Source organism: Micromonospora rifamycinica (assembly GCF_900090265.1).
In the GTDB taxonomy this organism is placed as follows: domain Bacteria; phylum Actinomycetota; class Actinomycetes; order Mycobacteriales; family Micromonosporaceae; genus Micromonospora; species Micromonospora rifamycinica.
On sequence record NZ_LT607752.1, the window covers coordinates 4,830,200 to 4,852,216 of the forward strand.

Consider the following 22,017-nt stretch of genomic DNA (forward strand, 5'->3'; position numbering starts at 1 on the left):
GGTCCGGACTATGAGATGGGAATCGCACCCAGAGGTCTCCAGCCCTGGTCAGGATGTCCCCGGGCTGGGCGCGGACGCCGCCTGCTGCCCCAGCGGCTCGCCGGCCACCACCGGCCCGGCCAGCGGCACCGTGTCCGGAGCCGGGCCGGGCGGTCCGGCCAGGGTCAGCGTGCCCAGCGCCGCCCGGACGAAGGTGAGGGTGCCGTCCGGCGCGAAGCAGTAGATCCCGACGTCCAGCGGCGGGGTCAGCGAGGCGGCGGTGCTCTCCACCGCGTAGCACCTTCCGGGCACCCCGGCCGGTGCGGTCGCGGCCGAGACCGACAGCGCGGTACGCCGGTCGGTGAGCACCGCCAGCCAGTCGGTGAACGGGTGCTGCACCCGGGGATCCAGCCGGCGCGGCACCGCGTCGTCGCGGTCGCCCAGCCGTGCGCAGGTCGCCGGATCGGGACGGCCGGCCGAGGGCAGCGCGCACTGGAACAGCCCGGCCGGGGTGGCGGCGAGCGCGATGTCGGCCGTCCCGCCGAGCGCGCCCCCGGGCACGTCCACCCGCCAACTGCCGTCGTTCGCGCTGGTCACCGTGATGTCGCGGGTCGGTCCGCCGGTGCCGGACAGGGTGTACCGGGCGGTCAGGTGCCGGTCCCGGGCGGCGGCGGCCAGCGCGGCCAGCTCCTCCCGGGCGGTGTCTCCCGGGGCGGGGGCCGGATCGGAGACCGGCGCGGTCGGCGGCGCGCCCGGGCCGTCGGCGGCGCAGCCGGTCAGCAGCACCAGCAGCACCAGCAGCGCCGGCAGCACCGGTGGTAGCGGCAGCACCGGCCGGAACGGGGTCGGGACGCCGGTCGGCCGGCGGAGAAAACGACGCGGGCGGTCATGCACCGGGTCATTCTGCGCCGGGCGGCCGGGCGTCACCGCCCCGTGCGTGACGGGTACGCGCCGGCGTCACCGCCCCGCGCGTGACGGGTGCGCGCCGGTGTCACCGCCCCGGACGCGACGGGTGCGGGCCGGGTGCGGGCCGCTGCCGACCCCGCCTGCGACGCCGTCCAGATCGGCGACCTGCGCCGGATGGTGGGATCACCTGACCCGCACTCGCGTACCGCCCGATACCCTGGGGTGGTCTGACACGCGCCGCCGGACTTCAGCCGGCGGCGTCGGCACGCTCAGGGTCGTCGCTGGGAGGGAGTGCGCCGTCGTGGCACTCGTGGTGCAGAAGTACGGCGGGTCCTCCGTCGCCAACGCCGAGCGGATCAAGCGGGTGGCCGAGCGGATCGTCGCCGCCCGCAAGGCCGGCGACGACGTCGTGGTGGTGGTCTCCGCGATGGGCGACACCACCGACGAGCTGCTCGACCTGGCCAACCAGGTCAGCCCGCTGCCGCCGGGCCGTGAGCTGGACATGCTGCTCACCGCCGGGGAGCGGATCTCGATGGCGCTGCTGGCCATGGCGATCCACAACCTGGGGTACGAGGCCCGCTCGTTCACCGGTTCGCAGGCCGGTGTGATCACCACCTCGGCGCACGGCCGGGCGCGGATCATCGACGTCACCCCGGGCCGGCTCAAGGGAGCGCTCGACGAGGGCGCGGTGGTGATCGTGGCCGGCTTCCAGGGGGTCTCGCAGGACACCAAGGACGTCACCACGCTGGGCCGGGGCGGCTCGGACACCACCGCCGTGGCGCTCGCCGCCGCGCTGCACGCCGATGTCTGCGAGATCTACACCGACGTGGACGGCATCTTCACCGCCGACCCGCGGATCGTGCCGAACGCCCGGCACATCAAGCACATCACGTACGAGGAAATGCTGGAGCTGGCCGCCTGCGGCGCGAAGGTGCTGCACCTGCGCAGCGTCGAGTACGCGCGCCGCGCGGGGCTGCCGATCCACGTCCGTTCGTCATACTCGACCAACACCGGCACCATGGTCACCGGATCGATGGAGGACCTTCCCGTGGAACAGGCGCTGATCACCGGGGTTGCCCACGACCGCAGCGAGGCGAAGATCACGATCGTGGGGGTGCCCGACGAGCCGGGGGCCGCCGCCAGCATCTTCGACACCGTGGCCGGTGCCGAGATCAATATCGACATGATCGTGCAGAACGTCTCCACCGAGGGGACCGGCCGCACGGACATCTCGTTCACCCTGCCCAAGGCCGACGGGCCGACCGCGATGGCCGCGCTCAGCAAGATCCAGGAGCCGGTCAAGTTCAAGGGCCTGCTCTACGACGACCACGTCGGCAAGGTGTCGCTGATCGGCGCGGGTATGCGCTCGCACCCGGGTGTCGCGGCCGGTTTCTTCGCCGCCCTCGGCGCGGCCGGGGTGAACATCGAGATGATCTCCACGTCGGAGATCCGGGTCTCCGTCGTCTGCCGGGACACCGATCTCGACCGGGCGGTCCGGGCCATCCACGACCAGTTCGAGCTGGGCGGCGACGCCGAAGCCGTGGTGTACGCGGGGACCGGGCGGTAGCCCCGGTGGCGTCGCTGCCCACCCTGGCCGTGGTCGGGGCGACCGGGGCCGTCGGCACCGTGCTGTGTGACCTGCTCTCCTCCCGGCGCAACGTCTGGGGCGAGATCCGGCTGATCGCCTCGGCCCGCTCGGTCGGGCGCACGGTGCGCTGCCGGGGGGAGGAGCTGACCGTCGGCGCGCTCACCCCGGAGGCGTTCGACGGCGTCGACGTGGCGGTCTTCGACGTGCCCGACGAGGTGTCGGCGCACTGGGCGCCGATCGCGGTCGACCGGGGCGCGGTGGTGGTGGACAACTCCGGTGCCTTCCGGATGGAGCGGGACGTCCCGCTGGTGGTGCCCGAGATCAACCCGGACCAGGTGCGCCACCGGCCCCGGGGGATCCTCGCCAACGCCAACTGCACCACGCTGACCATGATCGTGGCGATCGCCCCGTTGCACCGCGAGTACGGCCTGCGTGAGCTGGTGCTCGCGTCCTACCAGGCGGTGTCGGGGGCGGGTCAGGCCGGGGTGGACGCGTTGCAGCGGCAGCTCGGCAAGGTCGCCGGGGACCGGGTGCTCGGCTCCCGACCCGGCGACGTCCGGCAGGCGGTCGGCGACGAGCTGGGGCCCTTCCCGGCGCCGCTGGCGTTGAACGTGGTGCCGTGGGCGGGTTCGCTGGTCGACCAGGGATGGTCCTCCGAGGAGATGAAGATCCGCAACGAGTCCCGCAAGATCCTCGGCCTGCCCGACCTGAAGGTCTCCGCCACCTGCGTACGGGTGCCGGTGGTCACCGGCCACTCGGTCGCGGTGCACGCGGTCTTCGGCGTCGAGGTGGACGCGGAGAGCGCCCGGGAGGCGCTGCGCAACGCCCCCGGCGTGATCCTGGTCGACGACCCGGCGGCCGGTGAGTTCCCGATGCCGATCGACGCGGTCGGCACCGACCCCTCCTGGGTCGGCCGGATCCGTCGCGCCGTCGACGACCCGCGCGCCCTCGACCTCTTCGTCACCGGCGACAACCTCCGCAAGGGGGCCGCCCTCAACACCGCCCAGATCGCCGAACTCGTCGTCCGGGACCGCTCCCGCTGACCGGCCCGCCGGTCCCTCGCGGTCACCGGGACGTGCCTGTCGCCCGCCGGTGCCCTGCCGTCACCGGGACCGGCCCGCCCGTGCCTGGCGCTCACCGGGACCGGCCCGCACCGCCTCACGGGGTGGCGAGGTGCACGGTGTCCCGCCCCCGGCTCTTGGCGGCATAGAGGGCCTGGTCGGCGCGGTGCAGGGTGCGGTCCGCCGGCTCGCCCGGGTGGGGGAGGGCCACCCCCACACTGATCGTCCGGCCGGTACGGCGGGCGGCCTCGACGAGCCGTCCGGCGATCCGGACCGCCTCGTCGGGGTGGCCCACCTGGATCACCGCGACGAACTCGTCGCCCCCGGTGCGGTACAGCTCGTCGCCGTGCCGCAGGGCCGCCTCCAGGGCGCGGGCCAGCCCCACCAGCAGCCGGTCCCCGGCCTGGTGACCGTAGGTGTCGTTGACCGTCTTGAAGCCGTCCACGTCGATGGCGAGCAGCGCGGTGCTGCCGGGGCTGGCCGCCGCGATCCGCCGCCCGAACGTGCCGGTGTGCGGCAGCCCGGTGAGTGGATCGAGGCTGGCCTGCTCGCGGAGCTGGGCCAGGGTGCGCAGCCGCTCCAACGCGCCCCACGCCTGGCCGGCGAGCAGCTCCATCAGGTTGACCGTGGTCGGGTCGGGGCGCAGCAGCCGGTCGTCGGCGACCAGCAGCACCCCGCCGCCGTCCGGCGGGCCGACCGGCACCGAGACCAGGGTGCGGACCCCGGCGCGGGCCAGGGCGGCATGCTCCTCGGTGGGCGGGCACCCCGCCTCGCCCAGCGTGTACGCCGCGCCGTACCGGTGTGCGCGTGCGACGAGCCGACCGAGCTGCTCGGCCGGTGCGTCGGCCAGGGCGGCCCGCACCCGCGACTCCAGCTCCCCGGGGGTGCCGGTGGGTGCGCCGAGCCGGGGACCGCGTCGACCGGCGAGCACCAGCACGGCGGCGGAGAGGGTGGAGACCTCGCGGGCGGCGGCGAGCGCGGCGGTCATCAGGTCCCAGTCGGTGGGGGCGGAGGTCATCGCGGTGGCGTGCCGGAGCAGCTTCTCGCTGCGGCTCTCGGCGGGTGGCCCGCCCATTGCGGTGATCCGGGCACCGAGGCGTTCGGCGACCCGCTCGGCGGTCTCCCGCCACGGGGCGAGCTCCACCGGCCCGCTCCACTGCAGGTCGAGTACGCCGACCGGTCGGCCCGCCGGGTCGCGTACCGGCACGCAGACCTCGGCGGTGACGTCCGGGCGCAGCGGCAGGTAGTCGGGGTCGGCGCCGACGTCGGCGACGGTGGCCCCCGCGCCGGAGGCGTACACCCGGCCGACGATGCCCGACTTGGGCGGGACGGCGGAGAAGACCTGCCAGGCGCCGGTCGCGGCGACACAGCGCAGCCGGTCGTGGACCTGGAGCAGGACGGCGACCGTGGCGGGGACGTACCGGGCGAGCGCGGTCACCGTCCACCGGCAGGCCTCGGCCGGGGTCGACGCCATCGGCAGCCGGACCGTGACGTCCCGGAGGACTCGCTCGTGATCCACGTTCTTCCCAGGTGCGCAGGACCCGGCGGATGCCGGGAGCTGCGACCAAGCGTACTCAGCAGGGAACGGACCGCCCATGACAAGATCATTTACGGTACGCGTGCCCCGGCCGCCGGTCGATAGCGTGGGAACCCGGGCGCGCGGGGAGGAGCCGGGGTGGAGTTGCTGTGGTACGTCGCCTACGGCTCGAACCTGCACGCCGCCCGGCTCGGCTACTACCTCGCCGGTGGCCGGCCGCCCGGCGGGCTGCGGTCGTACCCCGGCTGTCGGGACCGGCGACCACCGCGCCGGACCGTGCCGGTGCGGATTCCCGGCGGCGTCTACTTCGCCGGGGAGTCCCGGGCCTGGACCGGTGGGATGGCCTTTTACGACCCGGCGCTGCCCGGCGAAGCGGCGGCCCGGGGCTACCTGCTCAGCCGGGCACAGTTCGCCGACCTCGCCGCCCAGGAGATGTACCGCCCACCCGGCGACGACCTGCCCGCGCTCGACGTGGCGGTGGCCGACGGCCGGGCCGCCCTCGGGCCGGGACGCTACGAGACCCTGCTGCGGGTCGGCACCCGCGACGGGCTGCCGATGCTCACCTTCACCGCGCCGTGGCGGGCGGCCGACGTGACGTGGACCCCGCCCGCGCCGGTCTACCTGCGGATGATCGCCGACGGGCTGCGGGAGGCGCACGGCTGGTCGCCGGCCGGGACGGTCGACTACCTGGCCGACCGGCCGGGGATCGCCGGCCACTGGACCCGCCCCCGGCTGGCCGCCCTGCTCCACCCGGCGGGGGAGTGCGGGTCGGTGGAAGGGACGCCGCCGCCGGACGATCGCGTCGTCCATGATCGCCATTAAGGTCCCACTGCCGGGACTGGCGGACCGGTTTGCCGGCGCGACGCCTTTCGAGTCCACAGTTGACGGTCGGCACCGATAGCCTCGGCCCACTTTCCGCGGTCGGCGTCCTCCGACACCGGCCCGTGAACCTGTGGGGGTACGTGTGAAGAACAACAGGCTCGTCGGATTCACCGCAGCGCTCGCCGTCGCCGTCGGCTGCTCGCTCGCCGTCGCCGCGCCGGCCCAGGCCGCCACGCCGGCCGTGGAGATCACGAAGGTCTACTACGACTCCCCGGGCACCGACAACCGCTCCAACACCAGCCTGAACGCCGAGTACGTCAAGCTGACCAACCGGCGCAGCAGCACGCTCAACCTGAAGTCCTGGACGGTGCGCGACAAGTCCAACCACGTCTACACGTTCTCCGGCGACTTCCGGCTCGCCAAGGGCGCCAGCGTTTACCTCCACACCGGTAAGGGCACCAACACCGCCGCGCACCGGTACTGGGGCTCCGGGAACTACGTCTGGAACAACACCGGGGACACCGCCTACCTGCGCAACTCCGCCGGCAGCAGGATCGACTCCTGCAGCTGGGGGAGCAAGGGCAGCTACACGTACTGCTGACCACCGGGGCCGGTGACGGCCCGCACGGTACCCACGGTGACCGGAGCGTTGAGGGGCGTACTCCGGACATCGTCCGACCGTCCCGGGAAGGTGGCCGGCGACTCCTCGCACCGGGGGTCGCGGGCCGGTTCCCGGGGCGGTCGACCCGTCTCCACCTTCCGCCGACCCCGCCCGGGCCTCCCCGCCGGCCCTACCCGGGCCTCGGGCCTCCTCGCCGACCCCACCCTGGCCTCCCCGCCGGTCCTGCCCCGGGCCTGCGGGCCGGTGCGTATCGGTCGTTTCTGCCATGCTGGGCGGGTGACGGTGACCTGGCGACACCTACCCACTCCGGCCCGCGAGATCGCGGTGGCCGCCACCGAAGCGGTGGAGGCCGCACAGGCCCACGACGGCGCGACGTACGACCGGGCCGTGCTCCGGCTCGCCGGTGCCGACCGCGCCGGGCTGGTCCTCGGCGGGATGGTCCGGCTCCTGCTGGAACAGGCGCACCCCGACGGGCTCGACGGCAGCGACATCCGGCGGGTGCTGGAGCACTGCATCCGGTCGGCCGAGACCTGGCAGCCCGACGTCGATCCGCACGTCGTGCTGGTGCTGCTGGCCGGCGCGCTCGGGATCTACGATCCGGCTGACGGCGACGCCTCGCCCGATCCGGTGACCGTCGCCCGGCACGCCCCGCTGCTGGTGACCGACCTGCTCGAGGTGACCGGGATCCCGTTCGCCGGTTGTCTGGAGGCGGCGTTCAGCGAGGTGGCCCGCACCGAACGCCACGACGACTGACCGCAGGCCGGGCGGTACCGCCCGGCCGCTGCGGCGTCACCGCCGGGTCAGGGGCTGGCGGCGAGGAAGACGAACGCCGCGAGCAGCACCAGGTGCACCCCGCCCTGGAGGACGGTGGCCCGGCCCGGCACCACGGTCAGCACCCCGGTGACGACGGTCAGCGCCAGCAGGGTCAACTGGGTGCCGCCGAGGCCGAGCAGCAGCGGCCCGTCCAGCCAGATTGAGGCGAGCGCGATCGCCGGGATGGTCAGGCCGATGCTCGCCATCGCGGAGCCGAGCGCGAGGTTGAGACTGATCTGCACCCGGTCCCGCCGGGCCGCGCGGGCGGCGGCGAGGGTCTCCGGCAGGAGCACCAGCAGCGCGATGACCACCCCGACGAAGGCCTGCGGCAGGTTCGCCGCCGCGACCCCGGCCTCGATGGTCGGGGAGACGGTCTTCGCGTCGCCCACCACGGCGACCAGGGCGACCAGGAGCAGCACCAGACTCGTCACGGCGGTCCGCGTCGACGGCGGATCGGCGTGCCCGTCGCCGTCGGAGTCGGGCGCGCTGCCGTCACCGGTCACCGGGAGGAAGTAGTCCCGGTGCCGGCCGGTCTGCACCATCACGAACAGCCCGTACAGCGCGAGCGACGCCACGGCGGCGAAGGCGAGCTGGGCGGGGGAGAACTCCGGGCCGGTCTTGCTGGTGGTGAAGGTCGGCACCACCAGGCTCAGGGTGGCGAGGGTCGCCACCGTGGCCAGCGCCCCGCCGGTGCCCTCCGGGTTGAACACCGCCACCCGCCGCCGGAGCGCGCCGAGCAGCAGGGAGAGCCCGAGGATGCCGTTGCAGGTGATCATCACGGCGGCGAAGACGGTGTCCCGGGCCAGCGCCTGGGTCTTGTCGCCGCCACTGATCATCAGGGTGACGATCAGGGCGACCTCGATGACCGTCACCGCCACCGCGAGCACCAGTGAGCCGTACGGCTCACCGACCTTGTGCGCCACCACCTCGGCGTGGTGCACGGCCGCCAGCACCGCGCCGGCCAGGAAGGCGGCGACCACCGCGACCAGCGGACCCGGCAGTTCGCGGTTCCAGGTGACGAGCAGCAGCAGCACCGCGAGGACGGGCACCACCACCGTCCAGTCGGACATCCGGGGGCGGAGCAGCGCGGGCATGCCGTACACCTTGCCAGGAAAACCGGGTCGTCGCGCCGTGCCGGGCGGCGGACGCCGCCACGCGCGTGGTGGTCCGCGCGGTCACCGCCCCGGCTCGACCACCGCCGCCTCGCCCGGGACGCCCCGGTCGACCTCGACCGGCGGGTCACCCGGTCGCCGCCACGACCGGTAGTGCCGGAAGGCCATCGGCAAGCCCCGGGCGGCGTACGGGTCGGCGGCGTCCATCACCTGTAGGTGCAGGTGCGGCTGGGTGGAGTTCCCCGAGTTGCCGCAGTCGCCCAGCTCCTGCCCGACGTCGACCGGGTCGCCCACCGCCACCCGGACCGACCCGGCGCGCAGGTGGGCGAGCAGGACGTACCCCTGACGCCCGGCCAGCTCGACGATCACGTGGTTGCCGGCGACGGCGCCCGCGCCCCGGCGGACCCGGGCCGCCTGGGTCAGCGCGTAGGCCAGCAGCGTCGTCGGCGACCGCCGGGCCTCGTGGTCGACCTCCCCGTCGTGCACCGCGACCACCCGGCCGGCGGCGGGGGCGAGGACCGGCCGCCCGAAGGCGAGGAACCGCTGCGGCGGCTCGGTCGCCAGCAGCGTCCGCCAGTCCCGGACGGTCGCCGTCCGTCGCCCCCGCACCGCCACGAAATCCATCGCGTACGTGGTGGCGAAGAGGTCGGTGCCGTGGCTGGGCACCCGCCGGGCGGGGCTGTTCTGCACCAGCCAGGTGCCCCGGAACGGCAGGGCGAGCACGACCGGATCGGGGATCGACATCGGGCTCCTCCACGGGTGGGACGCCCACGGTACGACGCCACGGCCACCGGCATCCCGGGGGCGAATCCGGCCCGTTCGTGACGTTCCACATCGGCCGGACAATTCCTTCGGCGAAAACAGTACGCGCGTTCCGAATGGTCGGGCCGGTGCGGTGGCGTTCAGTCCATCACCCGACAGGCGGACGTATTGCCTGACGTAAATCAATAGATGATGCTCTCGATGGCGGGCAATCGCCATTTATCGAGAGGGTGCAGATGAACAATTCGCTCCGAAGAATCATTGCCCTGGTGGGCGTGGGTGTCGTACTGCCGTTCATGGCCGTGCCGGCCAACGCGGCAGCACCGAGACCGCTGAGCGTCGCGGCGGTGGCGGCCATGACGCCGGAACGACAGGCCACGGTGCTCGAACCGCTGCGGCTGGCGGCCGACGCCGTGGCCCAGGTCGGGCAGGGCACCCGGGCGGACATCTACACGCAGGTCGAGATGGCCGCCGACTACCGGTCGATCAACGTCTACCTGACCGACGTGCGGCAGGGACGCGCCTTCATCGCCGCGGTCCGCCGGGTCAACCCCAGGGTGGACACCCGGCTGATCAACGTGGTGCAGAGCAGGAAGTCCCGGCAGCAGCTCCGGCAGGAGATCACCGCCCTCACCGAGCGCACCGACCTGCCCTTCACCGTCGGCCTGGCGGGCAGCTCGGTCGACGGCAGCGTCATCGAACTCGCCGTGGACGACACCGAGGCCGCGCACGCCTACCTCGCCTCGCCGGCCGTCACGCAGCGGCGAGCCACCGCCGACGCCACCGAGATCCGCATCCGGCAGGCGCCGCCGTCGAAGCCGCTGAGCCGCTGGAACGACACCTCCCCGTTCTATGCGGGAGCAGCCCTCGGGCCGGCCTACGGGAGCGAGTCCTACTGCACCAGCGGCATCCCCGCCGTCAGCACCTGGGACGGCCGGCAGTGGCTGGTCACCGCCGGTCACTGTTACAACGTCGGCGACAACGTGTCGGCGGCCGGCGGCAATTACATCGGCCAGGTCAAGTACAAGCGGGCCGATCTCGACTCGCTATTCATCGAGGCGCCGACGAACCGGTACACCTGGGACGGCCTCGACGCGACCGGCTACTCCCGCTATCTCAACGGCGTACGCAATGTGGCGGTCGGCGATTTCCTCTGCCAGCTCGGATACAACTCGAAGGTCGTCTGCAACATCAGGACGGTGTACGCGGGCAATGCCAGCTGGGTCGTGAACGGCACCACCGTCTGGGGCAGCTACGGCGTACCGAACGCCGGCGGCATCGTCGGTCGCGGTGGCGACAGCGGCGGGCCGGTCATCTACCTCAACGACCCCAACTCCCGCCAGCTCAACGGCATCGTCAGCTACGGCTACGGCTGCAACGCGTCCGGGTGCACCACCGGGCTGGCCTGGGTCGACGTGTGGTCGATCTTCAACGGCTTCGCCATCAAACTGAACCCGTCCTGACCTGACCGACGGGGTCCGGCGGGCACGGGTGACCGTGCCGCCGTCGTCCCCGACCGGGCCGGGGCCACTCTCTGTTGCCGGGAGTGGCCCCTGACCGTCTCACCACGGCACCTTCCCGTCGTCGTCGAAGAACCCGCCGCTGGGGCACTCCCGCCCCAGCGTGGCCAGCCGCACCACCACCGCCGCGCCCTCGGCCGGCGTCCGGGACAGCTGAAAGGGCAGCCCCTTGGCGAAATCGGTGTCGCACGGGCCCGGTGCGATCGCGTTCACCAGGATCCCGTCCCCGGCCAGCGCCTTCGCATACTGCACGGTCAGCATATTCAACGCCGCCTTGGACACCGGATAACCCAGCGACGCCGGCATCCGGCTCAGATAGTGCGTCGCGTCGGTCATCCACGCCATCGACGACGTGCCACTGGACACGTTCACGATCCGCGCCCCGGCCGAGCGGCGCAGCAGCGGCAGCATCGCCTCGGTCACCGTCACCACCCCGAACAGGTTCGTCTCGAACACCTCACGGATGCCGTCCAGCCGGGCCGCCCCCGGTGCCTGCGCCGTCAGGTCACCGCCGAGCCCCGCGTTGTTGACCAGGATGTCCAGCCGGCCGAACCGGGCCCCGATCTCCTCCGCAGCAGCGGCGACCCCGGCCGGATCGGTCACGTCCAGCCGGACCGCCGACGCGCCCCCGATCGTCGCCGCCGCCTCCGCTCCCCGCTCCGGGTCCCGGGCACCGACCAGCACGGTGATCCCCAACTCGGCGAGGCCCTCGGCGACGGCCCGCCCGATCCCCTTGTTCGCCCCGGTCACCAGCGCGATGCGTGCTCCACTCATGCACCCAGCCCAGCACCGGCAGCGCCTGCGGACCAGGACCGAACCGATCCGTGGCGATACCTTGGCGGTATGGATGACGTCGAGACGCGCGAACTGCGTTACTTCGTCGCGGTCGCCGAGGAACTGCACTTCGGCCGCGCCGCACAGCGCCTCGGCATCGCCCAGCCACCCCTGTCCCGAGCGATCCGCCTGCTCGAACGCCGGATGGGCGTCACGCTGCTGGAACGCACCAGCCGCGCGGTCCACCTCACCCCGCCCGGCGAGGTGCTGCTCACCGAGGCCCGCAGCGCGCTCGACGCAGTCGAGGCGGCGATCCGGCGTACCCGAAAAGCCGCCCGAACCACCCCGCGCCTGACCCTGGCCCTCAAACCCGGCGGCGACGCCGGACTGCTGCGGACCATCCTCGACCGCTACGCGGCATCTCCCGACGCCGTCCCGGTCGACCTCGACTTCCGGGTCGGCGGACGCGCCGCCATGGTCCGCGACGGCCGCGCCGACCTCGCCCTGCTGCACCGGCCGCAGAACGACCTGACCGGCCTGGACAGCGACGACCTGCACACGGAGGACCAGGTCGTGCTGCTGCCCGAGGGCCACCGGCTCGCCGAACGCGCCACAGTATCGATGGCCGACCTGCACGGCGAGCCGATGCCCCGCTGGCCCGAAGCCCGCCCCGGCGTCACCGGCCACCCGGTCGCCGACGGCAACCAACTGCTGCACCTGATCCAGCTCGGCCGCCTGATCGCGGTCGTCCCGGAATCGGTAGGCGAGTACCTGCCCCCGGGCCTGATCAGCCGGCCCGTCCTGGACGCCGACCCGGCCACCCTGGTCCTCGCCTGGTCGCAGACCAGCACGTCGCGCGAGGTCGCCGCCTTCGTCCGCGCGGCGGTTGCAGCCTGACACCGGCTCACCGCCGCAGCAACGCGCAGCACCTGCCCGCCGGCCGCGCCCAGCACCATGGACCCGCTTTTACGTCACTGCTGTACATAAGCACTTGAGGGCACATCCATGGATCGGATGTGCCCTCTGACCTCTGTCGGGGTGGCCGGATTCGAACCGACGACCTCTTCGTCCCGAACGAAGCGCGCTACCAAGCTGCGCCACACCCCGAGGCGTGCGGTGAAATAGTAGCCCACCCGCTCCGCCGATCAAACTCGGTACCCCCCGGCCCCGGCCTCTCGGGGCCGGGGGTGTCTCTGATGGCCCTCCGTCGCCCGGTTCCGCCCTGCTGCCGACCGGGTCACCCCACCGGCTCCATGATCAGATTGCGATTTCGCGCAGTGTTGACGGCGTGTCGTCTGCATTTCGGCAATCTGATCATGGAGTGGGCGAGAAGGCGTAGCAGGGCAGGAGGCGGTGGGGGCAGCAGAGCAGGGGGTCAGCGGGGGGTGAGGGTGAGGATGCTGGCCTCGGGGGGGCAGGCGAAGCGGACCGGGGCGGTGGGGTGGGTGCCGAGGCCCGCCGAGACGTGCAGCCAGGAGTCGGAGCCGGGCCAGCGGTGCAGGCCCTTCGCCATCGACCGGGGCAGCCCGCAGTTGGTGACCAGCGCCCCGTAGCCGGGCACACAGACCTGGCCGCCGTGGGTGTGCCCGGCGAGCAGCAGGCCGAAGCCGTCGGCGGCCATCTGGTCGAGCAGGGCCGGTTCCGGGGCGTGGGCGAGCGCGATGGACAGGTCGGCGGTGGTCGGGACCGGGCCGGCCACCGCCGGGTAGTCGTCCTGCCCGATGTGCGGGTCGTCCACGCCGACCAGCTCGACGAGCCGGCCACCGGCCTTGATCGAGGTCCGGGCGTTGTTGAGGTCCGCCCAGCCGGCACCGGTGAGGACGTCGCGCAACTCCTCGTACGGCAGGGCCGCGCCCTCGGTGTACTCCCGGTCGGGCAGGAAGTAGGTGAACGGGTTCTTCAAGACCGGCCCGGTGTAGTCGTTGGAGCCGAAGACGAACGCGCCGGGGTAGTCGAGCAGCGGTTGCAGGGCGCGCAGCACCCCGGGCACCGCGTCGGGGTGGGCCATGTTGTCCCCGGTGACCACCACCAGGTCCGGGTCGAGGGCGGCCAGCGACGCCACCCACTGCTGCTTGCGCCGCTGGTCGGGCATCATGTGCAGGTCCGACAGGTGCAGCACGCGCAGCGGCTCGGCGTCGGCCGGGAGCACCGGCACGTCGAACCGGCGCAGGGTGAACATGTTGCGTTCGACGAGGGACGCGTACGCCAGGGTGGCCGCTCCGGCGGCGACGGTCCCGGCGGCGAGGCCGAATAGTGTGCGCTTTCGCATGCCGACCAGGGTAGTTTGACCGTCCATGAGCACGCTGAAGGACCGCCTGACCGCAGACATGCGCGCCGCTCTCAAGGCGCGCGACGAGCTGACCACCTCCACGTTGCGGATGGCCCTGGCCGCCGTCGGCAACGCCGAGGTCGCCGGCAAGGCCAAGCGCGAGCTCTCCGACGACGAGGTGCTCGCGGTGCTGACCAAGGAGGCGAAGAAGCGCCGGGAGGCGGCTGCCGCCTTCGCCGACGCCGGTCGCGCCGAGCAGGCCGAAAAGGAGACCGCCGAGGGTGCGGTGCTGGACCGCTACCTGCCGGCCCAGCTCTCCGGGCAGGAGCTGACGGAGCTGGTCGCGGGGGCGTTGGCCGCCGGCGGCTACACCGAGAAGTCTCAGATGGGCCCGGCGATGAAGGCGGCCCAGGCCGCGGTGGCCGGCCGGGCCGAGGGCGGTCGCGTCGCCGCCGAGGTACGCCGACAGCTCGGCCTCTGACACCGAGGATGTAGGAGTGGATCACCCGGCTGGTCTGACTCGGCCGCTGACAGCTCGGCGGTTCTGACACCCGTACCGCGGTTGGTCCTGTCGATCGGGTGCGGTGGATGTGCGACGGGCGGGCACCCCCGGTGGGGTGCCCGCCCGTCGGCGTCGGTGCGGGGTCAGTTACCCGGTGGGCGGCCCGGTGGGTTGCCGGGCGTGTTCCCGGGGGTGCTGCCGCCCCCGCTGCTCACCTCGATGGTGACCACGCCGCCCTTGATGGTGCGGCCGTCGGGGCTGGTGCCGGCGGCGGTGCCGGCCGGGCAGTCCGAGCTGACCTTGTTGTCGGAGACGACCACCGAGAAGCCGGCCTCCTTGAGTTCGCCCCGGGCGCTGTCCACCGACTGGCACTTGACGTTCGGGATGGAACGTTGGTCACCGTTTATGATCTTGCCGTTGGGCGGGGTGAACTCGATGCCGGGCTTGCCCTTCATGGCGTCCCGGAGCGTCTGGTAGACCGCCGGGTTGATGCCGGTGGGCGTGTCGTGGCCCATCTGCTGGGTGGTCTGCGCCCAGTCCGGGTCGGCCATGATGCCGGCGACCGCGAACTGCTTGGTCATCGCCACCAGGGACGAGGTCTTCTCGCCGTCGGTGGTGCCGGACTTGCCGGCCACCGGCTTGCCGACGATGCCCCGGACGTTGCGGGCGGTCGCCCCGGAGCACTTCGAGACCGACGAGCGGTCACCGAGCGGGCAGCGGGCCGCGTCCACGGCGGCCCGCGCCACCTCGGTGCTGATCCGCTGCTCGCAGCGCGGGTTGGCCACGTCGAGCTTGTTGCCCTCCGGATCCTTGATCTGCTGCACCGGGATCGGCTCGCAGAACTTCCCGTCGGCCGCCAGGGTGGCGTAGGCGTTCGCCAGCTCCAGCGGGGTGGTCAGGGAGACGCCCAGGGTGAACGCGCCCCACTGGTTGGCGCCGCCCTCCTTGGTGGCCCGGCGGGCGTCGTCGCTGCTACGGAAGGTGATGCCGAGCTTCTGCGCCGCCTTGATCACGTTCTCCGCGCCGACCTGCTGCTCCAGCGGGACGAAGTAGGTGTTGACCGAGTTGCCGAAGGCGGTCCACATGTTGTGCACGCCGGCCATGCTCGCCGAGGCGTTCTTGGGGCAGTAGAAGTGCGTCCCCGGGCAGGCGGCCGGTGAGCCCTGCTCGACGATGTACTCCGACTTGAACTCCGCCGGCGAGTTGATCTGGTAGGCGAGCGGGACGCCCTTCTCCAGCGCGGCCACCATGGTGAACATCTTGAACGTCGAGCCGGCCTGGTAGCCGGTGATGCCCTGACCGCCGCTGAGCAGCGGGTTCACCGTGTTGGGGTAGTTGCCCCGGATCTTCTTCTTGGCCTTCTTGGGGTCGCTGGAGAGCTTGTTCTGCGGCTTCTTCGGGTCATCGATCTTGAAGTTCCGGTTGACCGACAACGCCCGTACCCGACCGGTGCCGGGCTCGATCGCGGCGACCATCCGGGCGGCCTTGCTGTTCACCCCGAGGTTCTTGCGGACGGCCCGGTCGGCGCCGTTCTGCGCCTGCACGTCCAGCGTGGTGGTGATGGTGTAGCCGCCGCTCTTGAGCCGCCGCTCCCGGTCGTACGTGGTGGAGCCGAAGGTCTCCTGCCCGAGCCACCAGCGGTAGAAGTAGTCGCAGAAGAAGCCCCAGTCCTTCTGGTTGGTGGCGACGCAGCCGTTCGGGGTGCGCTTGTCCTTCACCACCAGCTTGACCGCCTTGGCGGCGTCCGCCTCCTGCTGGGTGATGGCGTTCGTCTTGACCATGTTGTCGATGACGTAGTTGCGTCGGTCGAGCGCCAGCGGGTAGCCGCTGCGGGTGGTCGGATCGTTGGTGGTCGGCGCCTTGACCATGCCGGCCAGCAGCGCCGCCTCCTCGATCTTGAGGTTCTTGGGGGACTTGCCGAAGTAGACCTGGCTGGCGGCGAAGATGCCGTACGCGCCGTTGCCGAAGGAGGCGAGGTTCAGGTAGCGGGTGAGGATCTCGTCCTTCGAGAACTCCTTGTCGACCTGGAGGGCCAGCTTCATCTCGCGCAGCTTGCGCTCGCTGGTGTCCTCGGTCGCGGCGACCACGTCCGCCGGGTGGGTGGCCGAGTAGGCGATGGCCAGCCGGACGTACTGCATGGTCAGCGTCGACGCGCCCTGCTGGGAGTTGGCGCCGGACTGGTTGTTGACGAAGGCCCGGGCGATGCCGTTCAGGTCCACGCCGTTGTGCTTGTAGAAGTCGTGGTCCTCGGCGGCGATGATCGCCTTCTGCATGAACGGGGAGATGTCCGCCAGCTTGACGTCGCGCCGGTTCTCGTCGTAGAGGGTCGCCAGCGGCGTCTTGCTGTCGTTGGCGAGCAGGTAGCTGATCTGTGGCGCGCGGGCCACGGTCAGCTCCTTGGGTAGTGCGCCGAACGTCTCGGCGCCGGCCTTGGCCGCCAGGCCGGACATCGCCACCGCGGGGAAGGCCGCCGCCGCCACCACCACACCGGCCAGCAGGCCGCAGATCAGTAGCGATGCGGCGTTGGTGAAGACATTGTGGTCACGTTTCCGCATCCAGGTCACCTCGACAGGGTACGCGAGTAGGGAACGAGGGGCGCCGGGGCGTTCTTTCCCCATTTCCTGCGTGCGCCGACCTCGTTGTGCTAAACGCACGACCCCCGGTGCGTGGTTGCGTGTGACCCGCGCCGAGTCTCCACCGATCGGTGGAGCCCGCGCAGCGTTTTCACGTACTTCGGCGGGGTAAGCGGCGGGCGATCGCCCGGGACGCCGGGACTGTCCGTAATGTTCAATTTGGCCGACAACGTTGCGTAATCGTGTGACTACAGAGCATGATGGTGGCGGCGACAGGGCCACACGTCGTCCGTGCCTCCTTGGGGAAGGAAGGGCCGGACGACCGGGGGGATCGACGGCTGGTCGCACGAGGTCGGTAGGTACTGCAAGGGGGGACGGGAACAGATGGGGATGATCACTGACTGGCCGTCGCTGGCGGCGTGTCAGAACGGGGATCCGGACGCGTTGTTCGTACAGGGCGCCGAGCAGAACGTGGCCAAGCGGATCTGCCGCAGCTGCCCGGTGCGGTACGAGTGCCTGGCCGACGCGCTCGACAACCGCATCGAGTTCGGCGTGTGGGGCGGCATGACCGAGCGGGAACGTCGCGCGCTGCTGCGCCGGCACCCACAGGTGGCGAGCTGGCGCAAGATGTTCGAGGCGGCGATGAAGAAGAACGCCAAGGACAAGCCCGGCAAGGACAAGATCCTGGTCACCGCCGCCGGCTGAGACGCCCACCGACCCGGTGGGTGGCCGGCCCGGTGGGCCGGTCACCGGTCAGGGCCGGCTGATCGCCGCGCCGATCGTCCGCAGCCCGTCGACGTCGTGCACGTCGGCGGGCTGCGCGGTCACCGACACCGTCGGCACCGCCGGGAACGCCTCGGTGAACCGCAGGGCCACCTGCTCCTCGCGGGCCGCCTGCTGGGCCAGGGCCGCGTGCGCCCGCAGCACGTCGACCACGGCGTCGTGCCCGCCCAACCCGGCCAGCCGGTCGGCCGCAGCCCGGCTGTCCGCCGCGTCCAGGGCCACCGCCGGCCGGTGCACCCGGTTGAGCACCAGCCCGGCCAGCGGCATCCGCTCCGCGCCCAACCGCCCGGCGAAGTAGGCCGCCTCCCGGACCGCGTCCGGCTCCGGCGTCGCCACCAGCAGGAACGCCGTCTCCCGGGCCTGCAGGATCCGGTACGTCTGCTCGGACCGCTGCCGAAAGCCGCCGAACATCGAGTCCAGGGCGGCGACGAAGCCGGAGAGATCGGTCAACAACTGCGCCCCGAGCACCTTCTGCACCACCCGGGAGAACATCCCGAAGCTGGCGGTGACGAAGCTGAACATGCTCCGCCCCCCGCTGCGGGCCGGGGCGAGCAGCAGCCGCAGCATCCGGCCGTCGAGGAAGCGGGAGAGCCGGGCCGGCGCGTCCAGGAAGTCCAGCGCCGACCGGGACGGCGGGGTGTCCACCACGATCAGGTCCCACTCGCCCCGGGCGTGCAGCTGGCCCAGCTTCTCCATCGCCATGTACTCCTGCGTGCCGGCGAAGGTCGAACTCATGGCCTGGTAGAACGGGTTGGCGAAGATCTCCGCCGCCTTCGCCGGGTCGGTGTGCTGGAGCACCACGTCGTCGAAGGTGCGCTTCATGTCCAGCATCATGGCGTGCAGCTCACCGCCGCCGGCCTCGACGTCGATCCCCTTGACCCGGCGGGGGGTGTTGTCCAGCTCGGTGAGGCCGAGCGACTGGGCCAGCCGGCGGGCCGGGTCGATGGTGAGCACCACCGTGCGCCGGCCGTGCCGCTCGGCCGCCCGCAGCGCCAACGCCGCCGCGGTGGTCGTCTTGCCCACCCCGCCGGCGCCACAGCAGACCACGATCCGCACGCCGGGGTCGGCGAGGATCTGGTCGACGTCCAGCACGGGCGCCGCGTCTTCGGAAGGCACCAAACGAGCGTATCGGGCCGGTGGGGTCCGTGCGTCCGTGCCGACGTGAGGTGTGCGTCAATCCGCCCGGCGGAGGATCTCGGCGAACGCCCTCAACCCGGCCGAGTCCACCCCGTCGGGCAGCAACGGCAGCTCGGTCAACGGCCGTCCGAGCTCCGCCAGGTCGGTCCGCAGGGAATCCTCCAGCTCCCGTCGGACCTGCTGGTCCCGGGCCTCGCCGGCCAGCCCGGCCACGGTCGCCGGGTCGGTCGGCAGCCCGGCGGCGGCCAGCCCGCGCTTCAGCTCCGCCCGGGTCACCTCCCGGCCGGTGGTCAGCGGCGGGCGGGCGGCGTTGACGATCACCCGGCCCACCGGGAAGCCGAGCTGGGTCAGCTCGGCGATGGCGTCCACCGTCTCCTGGACCGGCATCTCCTCCAGCAGCGTCACCACGTGCACCGCGGTCATCGGGGAACGCAACAGCGCGGACACCCCGTCGCTCTGGGTCTTGATCGGGCCGACCTTCGCCAGTCGGGCGGTCTCCGCGGTGACGTTGAGGAAGCGGCCGATCCGGCCGGTCGGCGGCGCGTCCAGCACCACCGCGTCGTACACCCGGCGCTGGCCGACGGTGCGGGTGGTGGCCTCCTTGACCTTGCCGGTGAGCAGCACGTCCCGCAGACCGGGCGCGATGGTGGTGGCGAAGTCGATCGCGCCGAGCTTGCGCAGCGCCCGGCCGGCCGCGCCGAGCTTGTAGAACATGTCGAGGTACTCCAGCAACGCCTCCTCGGCGTCCACGGCCAGGGCGCGCACCTCGCCGCCGCCCGGGGCGTCGGCGAGGTGACGCTCGGCGTACGGGAGGGGCTCGACCCCGAAGAGCTGGGCGATGCCCTGCCGCCCCTCCACCTCGACCAGCAGGGTGCGCCGGCCGTCGGTGGCCAGGGCGAGCGCCAGCGCCGCCGCCACGCTCGTCTTGCCCGTGCCGCCCTTGCCGGTCACCACGTGCAGGCGGGACGGCCACCCGGTGCCGGCCGGGTCGGCCGGCCGCTCAGCTGCTCGCACCGGTCGAGCCTATCCACCCCCCGGGGTCAGCCGACCTCGCAGACCCACCAACCCGTCTTCCGTACCACGGTGAACCGCAGCTGCTGCTCGGCGATCTTCTCGTCGGCGGTGGTCATGGTCAGCTTGGTGGAGACCGTGGCCCGGTCACCGTTCTGGTTGTCGACCGTCGGGGTGGACCAGCGGAACCGCGGGCTGGTGTAGGTGGTCGCGTACTTCTGCACCTCGGCCACCTTCGCGCTGATCTTCTGCTGGTCGCGTGCCTCCGCGCAGACGAAGTCGGCCGCCCTGCCGGCGTCCCGGTCCTGGTAGACGGCGGTGAGGAAGCCGTCGACCGCCACCGTCGGCTCCTTGGCGCCCGCACCGCTCTCGCGGTCGCGCAGGGCCAGGAAGGCGAGCGTCCCGCCGCCGCAGAGCACCACGGCCGCGGCCAGCGCGAGCGAGGCGACCAGCGCCCCGCGTCGCCGTGCCGGTGCCCGGTACGCCGGGTAGCCCGGCGGGGTGTCGGACGCGGAGCTGCGGGGGGTGGTCGTACCACCCTGGTCTGCTGGGTCGTGCCGCGACGCCGGGACGCCTGGCGATCCGCTCGGGCCACCGAACGGTGGTTGGGTCATGTGGTCCCCCGGGGAATGGGGCGCCGTCGCCGCCCCTGGCGACGACGCGGGTACGGGCGCGGCGGGCGACCCCTGATCGCCCGTCCGAGGCGCAAGGGTAGCGGTCGATGGGCGGCCCGTGGCGGACTGCTCACGACCCGCGAGGGAACGCGGTCAGCTTGCGGACCACGCGAGTGTCGCATATGTGACTTGAGGTGTTCGGCCGTGCGCGTCCCGTTGTCCCCCGCACCGGCGGGTCCTACGTTCGTCCGGGTGTGGGGGAGCGGATCGGGTCGGCGCCCGGTCCGGTCGGTCATTCACGGTACGAGGCCGGAGGCAGGTACATGCGCGACGCGGAGAACATCGCCCGAGCCCAGTTCTCACCGGGGGACCGGGGGAGGCGGGCCGGTTCGACCGGCGACGCGGACGGGCTGGGTGGTGGACTGCCGGTGAACGAGCGGTCCTACCGGCGTTGTGCCGAACCCGCCGAGGTGCTGCGGCTGCTCGGCCGCTCCGCCGAGCGGGGCCGCGACGACGACGACCCCGGCTACGTCATCCACCTGCCGATCCGGGTGGCCGACCTGACGGCGGCGACCGCCCTGGCCGGCACCGTGGCCACCTCGCTCGGTTTCCTGGTCGAGCTGGACGCCGGCGAGACGACCGTCTCCACCGTCGACGACCAGAACAACCGGCACCGGGTCTTCTGCGACCTGCTGCTGCCCGACCGGTCCCGCTGCCCCCAGCCGTACGACCACGCCGGGCAGTGTGGCGAGCTGCCGACCACCCCGGAGCAGCGTCCCGCGCCCCGGTCGTAGCCCGGACCGTAGGCTGTCGGTGGAACAGTCCTCGTCAGGCAAGGGAGCCCTCCACCGATGCAGAAGTGGGAATACGCCACGGTCCCGCTGCTGGTCCACGCGACCAAGCAGATCCTCGACAACTGGGGCGAGGACGGCTGGGAACTCGTCGCCGTGGTCCCCGGCCCGAACCCGGACCAGTTGGTCGCCTACCTCAAGCGCCCCAAGGGCTGAGGGTCCGACGATGAGCAACGGACCCCACGCCAAGCTCGCCGAGCTCGGCCTGACCCTGCCCGACGTGGTGCCGCCGGTGGCCAGCTACGTCCCGGCCGTGCAGTCCGGCCAGCACGTCTACGTCTCCGGCCAGCTGCCGGTGGCCGAGGGCAAGCTCCTCGCCACCGGCCAGGTCGGTGCGGGTGTCTCGCCCGAGCAGGCCAAGGATCTCGCCGAGCGGTGCGCGCTGAACGCCCTCGCCGCGGTCGACTCGCTGGTCGGCCTGGAGAACATCGTCAAGATCGTGAAGCTGACCGGTTTCGTGGCGTCCGCGCCGGGCTTCCACGGCCAGCCGGCCGTGATCAACGGGGCGTCCGACCTGCTCGGCGCGGTCTTCGGGGAGGCCGGGCGGCACGCCCGTTCCGCCGTCGGGGTGGCCGAGCTGCCGCTGGACGCCCCGGTCGAGGTCGAGCTGATCGTCGAGGTCGGCTGAGCCACCGAGCCGTCCCCCGTCGCGCCGCGCGGCAACGAGCCACCGTCGCGCCGCGCGGCAACGAGCCACCGTCGCGCCGCGCGGCAACGAGCCACCGTCGCGCCGCGCGGCACGAGCGGCTCGTTGCCGCGGTGCGTCGTTCCCTGGTCCGCC

22 protein-coding genes and 1 tRNA gene are annotated in these 22,017 nt (G+C 72.5%); 12 read left to right on the forward strand and 11 right to left on the reverse strand.

Features of this window, described 5'->3' with window-relative positions; genetic code table 11:
- Nucleotides 1-48: 48 nt before the first annotated feature.
- A complete protein-coding gene (locus GA0070623_RS20065) occupies nucleotides 49-873 on the reverse strand; it encodes a hypothetical protein (RefSeq protein WP_231932494.1) in 825 nt (274 codons plus the stop codon).
- Between the two features lie 313 nt (nucleotides 874-1,186).
- On the opposite strand from GA0070623_RS20065, the gene GA0070623_RS20070 reads away from it, so the two are divergent.
- On the forward strand, nucleotides 1,187-2,452 hold the full coding sequence (locus GA0070623_RS20070) for an aspartate kinase (RefSeq protein WP_067308157.1): 1,266 nt from the start codon (nucleotides 1,187-1,189) through the stop codon (nucleotides 2,450-2,452).
- Between the two features lie 5 nt (nucleotides 2,453-2,457).
- On the forward strand, nucleotides 2,458-3,516 hold the full coding sequence (locus GA0070623_RS20075) for an aspartate-semialdehyde dehydrogenase (protein ID WP_067308160.1): 1,059 nt from the start codon (nucleotides 2,458-2,460) through the stop codon (nucleotides 3,514-3,516).
- A 115-nt stretch (nucleotides 3,517-3,631) separates the two neighbouring features.
- Here the strand turns inward: GA0070623_RS20075 and GA0070623_RS20080 are convergent, their stop codons facing one another.
- Nucleotides 3,632-5,008 carry a diguanylate cyclase domain-containing protein gene (locus GA0070623_RS20080; protein WP_407938005.1) on the reverse strand — a complete coding sequence of 459 codons (1,377 nt, stop codon included), beginning with the start codon at nucleotides 5,006-5,008 and terminating at the stop codon, nucleotides 3,632-3,634.
- A 201-nt stretch (nucleotides 5,009-5,209) separates the two neighbouring features.
- Here GA0070623_RS20080 and GA0070623_RS20085 point away from each other — a divergent pair, with 201 nt between their 5' ends.
- The 3 genes from GA0070623_RS20085 (at nucleotide 5,210) to GA0070623_RS20095 (ending at nucleotide 7,268) form a co-directional block, all read left to right on the forward strand.
- On the forward strand, nucleotides 5,210-5,893 hold the full coding sequence (locus GA0070623_RS20085) for a histone deacetylase (protein WP_231932496.1): 684 nt from the start codon (nucleotides 5,210-5,212) through the stop codon (nucleotides 5,891-5,893).
- Between the two features lie 142 nt (nucleotides 5,894-6,035).
- Nucleotides 6,036-6,494 carry a lamin tail domain-containing protein gene (locus GA0070623_RS20090; protein WP_067308166.1) on the forward strand — a complete coding sequence of 153 codons (459 nt, stop codon included), beginning with the start codon at nucleotides 6,036-6,038 and terminating at the stop codon, nucleotides 6,492-6,494.
- Between the two features lie 297 nt (nucleotides 6,495-6,791).
- Nucleotides 6,792-7,268, forward strand: coding sequence for a hypothetical protein (locus tag GA0070623_RS20095; RefSeq protein WP_172898431.1), 477 nt, complete (start codon nucleotides 6,792-6,794; stop codon nucleotides 7,266-7,268).
- 47 nt (nucleotides 7,269-7,315) lie between these two features.
- On the opposite strand, the gene GA0070623_RS20100 is transcribed toward GA0070623_RS20095, so the two are convergent.
- Both GA0070623_RS20100 and GA0070623_RS20105 read right to left on the reverse strand, forming a co-directional pair.
- On the reverse strand, nucleotides 7,316-8,422 hold the full coding sequence (locus GA0070623_RS20100) for a calcium:proton antiporter (protein WP_067308217.1): 1,107 nt from the start codon (nucleotides 8,420-8,422) through the stop codon (nucleotides 7,316-7,318).
- 81 nt (nucleotides 8,423-8,503) lie between these two features.
- Nucleotides 8,504-9,184, reverse strand: coding sequence for a M23 family metallopeptidase (locus tag GA0070623_RS20105; protein ID WP_067308168.1), 681 nt, complete (start codon nucleotides 9,182-9,184; stop codon nucleotides 8,504-8,506).
- Between the two features lie 254 nt (nucleotides 9,185-9,438).
- Between GA0070623_RS20105 and GA0070623_RS20110 the strand changes: the two genes are divergently transcribed.
- On the forward strand, nucleotides 9,439-10,665 hold the full coding sequence (locus GA0070623_RS20110; RefSeq protein ID WP_157517538.1) for a chymotrypsin family serine protease: 1,227 nt from the start codon (nucleotides 9,439-9,441) through the stop codon (nucleotides 10,663-10,665).
- A 99-nt stretch (nucleotides 10,666-10,764) separates the two neighbouring features.
- Here the strand turns inward: GA0070623_RS20110 and GA0070623_RS20115 are convergent, their stop codons facing one another.
- On the reverse strand, nucleotides 10,765-11,496 hold the full coding sequence (locus GA0070623_RS20115) for an SDR family NAD(P)-dependent oxidoreductase (RefSeq protein WP_067308174.1): 732 nt from the start codon (nucleotides 11,494-11,496) through the stop codon (nucleotides 10,765-10,767).
- A gap of 69 nt (nucleotides 11,497-11,565) precedes the next feature.
- On the opposite strand from GA0070623_RS20115, the gene GA0070623_RS20120 reads away from it, so the two are divergent.
- Nucleotides 11,566-12,393: a LysR family transcriptional regulator gene (locus GA0070623_RS20120; RefSeq protein ID WP_067308176.1), complete on the forward strand. Its 828-nt coding sequence runs from the start codon at nucleotides 11,566-11,568 to the stop codon at nucleotides 12,391-12,393.
- Between the two features lie 136 nt (nucleotides 12,394-12,529).
- Here GA0070623_RS20120 and GA0070623_RS20125 read toward each other — a convergent pair.
- Both GA0070623_RS20125 and GA0070623_RS20130 read right to left on the reverse strand, forming a co-directional pair.
- Nucleotides 12,530-12,603, reverse strand: a tRNA-Pro gene (locus GA0070623_RS20125).
- Between the two features lie 268 nt (nucleotides 12,604-12,871).
- Entirely contained in the window at nucleotides 12,872-13,765 is an 894-nt protein-coding gene (locus GA0070623_RS20130; RefSeq protein WP_067308179.1) for a metallophosphoesterase, read from the reverse strand.
- 25 nt (nucleotides 13,766-13,790) lie between these two features.
- On the opposite strand from GA0070623_RS20130, the gene GA0070623_RS20135 reads away from it, so the two are divergent.
- Nucleotides 13,791-14,246 carry a GatB/YqeY domain-containing protein gene (locus GA0070623_RS20135; RefSeq protein WP_067308182.1) on the forward strand — a complete coding sequence of 152 codons (456 nt, stop codon included), beginning with the start codon at nucleotides 13,791-13,793 and terminating at the stop codon, nucleotides 14,244-14,246.
- 164 nt (nucleotides 14,247-14,410) lie between these two features.
- Here GA0070623_RS20135 and GA0070623_RS20140 read toward each other — a convergent pair whose 3' ends face one another.
- Nucleotides 14,411-16,822, reverse strand: coding sequence for a penicillin-binding protein (locus tag GA0070623_RS20140; protein ID WP_067308220.1), 2,412 nt, complete (start codon nucleotides 16,820-16,822; stop codon nucleotides 14,411-14,413).
- Nucleotides 16,823-17,224: 402 nt separating this feature from the next.
- Here GA0070623_RS20140 and GA0070623_RS20145 point away from each other — a divergent pair, with 402 nt between their 5' ends.
- On the forward strand, nucleotides 17,225-17,545 hold the full coding sequence (locus tag GA0070623_RS20145; protein WP_089004137.1) for a WhiB family transcriptional regulator: 321 nt from the start codon (nucleotides 17,225-17,227) through the stop codon (nucleotides 17,543-17,545).
- 48 nt (nucleotides 17,546-17,593) lie between these two features.
- On the opposite strand, the gene GA0070623_RS20150 is transcribed toward GA0070623_RS20145, so the two are convergent.
- From GA0070623_RS20150 to GA0070623_RS20160, 3 genes are read right to left on the reverse strand one after another with little or no spacing between them, the layout of a single operon-like run.
- Entirely contained in the window at nucleotides 17,594-18,742 is a 1,149-nt protein-coding gene (locus GA0070623_RS20150; RefSeq protein ID WP_172898432.1) for an ArsA family ATPase, read from the reverse strand.
- 54 nt (nucleotides 18,743-18,796) lie between these two features.
- Nucleotides 18,797-19,774 carry an ArsA-related P-loop ATPase gene (locus GA0070623_RS20155; protein WP_067308192.1) on the reverse strand — a complete coding sequence of 326 codons (978 nt, stop codon included), beginning with the start codon at nucleotides 19,772-19,774 and terminating at the stop codon, nucleotides 18,797-18,799.
- A gap of 26 nt (nucleotides 19,775-19,800) precedes the next feature.
- Nucleotides 19,801-20,385, reverse strand: coding sequence for an Rv0361 family membrane protein (locus GA0070623_RS20160; protein ID WP_067308195.1), 585 nt, complete (start codon nucleotides 20,383-20,385; stop codon nucleotides 19,801-19,803).
- Between the two features lie 323 nt (nucleotides 20,386-20,708).
- Between GA0070623_RS20160 and GA0070623_RS20165 the strand changes: the two genes are divergently transcribed.
- Genes GA0070623_RS20165 through GA0070623_RS20175 form a run of 3 tightly spaced genes read left to right on the forward strand, consistent with a single transcriptional unit; the run spans nucleotide 20,709 to nucleotide 21,864 of the window.
- A complete protein-coding gene (locus GA0070623_RS20165; protein ID WP_067308198.1) occupies nucleotides 20,709-21,179 on the forward strand; it encodes a hypothetical protein in 471 nt (156 codons plus the stop codon).
- A gap of 57 nt (nucleotides 21,180-21,236) precedes the next feature.
- Complete coding sequence (locus tag GA0070623_RS30430) at nucleotides 21,237-21,392, forward strand: hypothetical protein (RefSeq protein ID WP_088959894.1); 156 nt, start codon at nucleotides 21,237-21,239, stop codon at nucleotides 21,390-21,392.
- 10 nt (nucleotides 21,393-21,402) lie between these two features.
- Nucleotides 21,403-21,864, forward strand: a complete 462-nt coding sequence (locus GA0070623_RS20175; RefSeq protein WP_067308201.1) for a RidA family protein — start codon at nucleotides 21,403-21,405, stop codon at nucleotides 21,862-21,864.
- The last annotated feature ends 153 nt before the right edge of the window (nucleotides 21,865-22,017 follow it).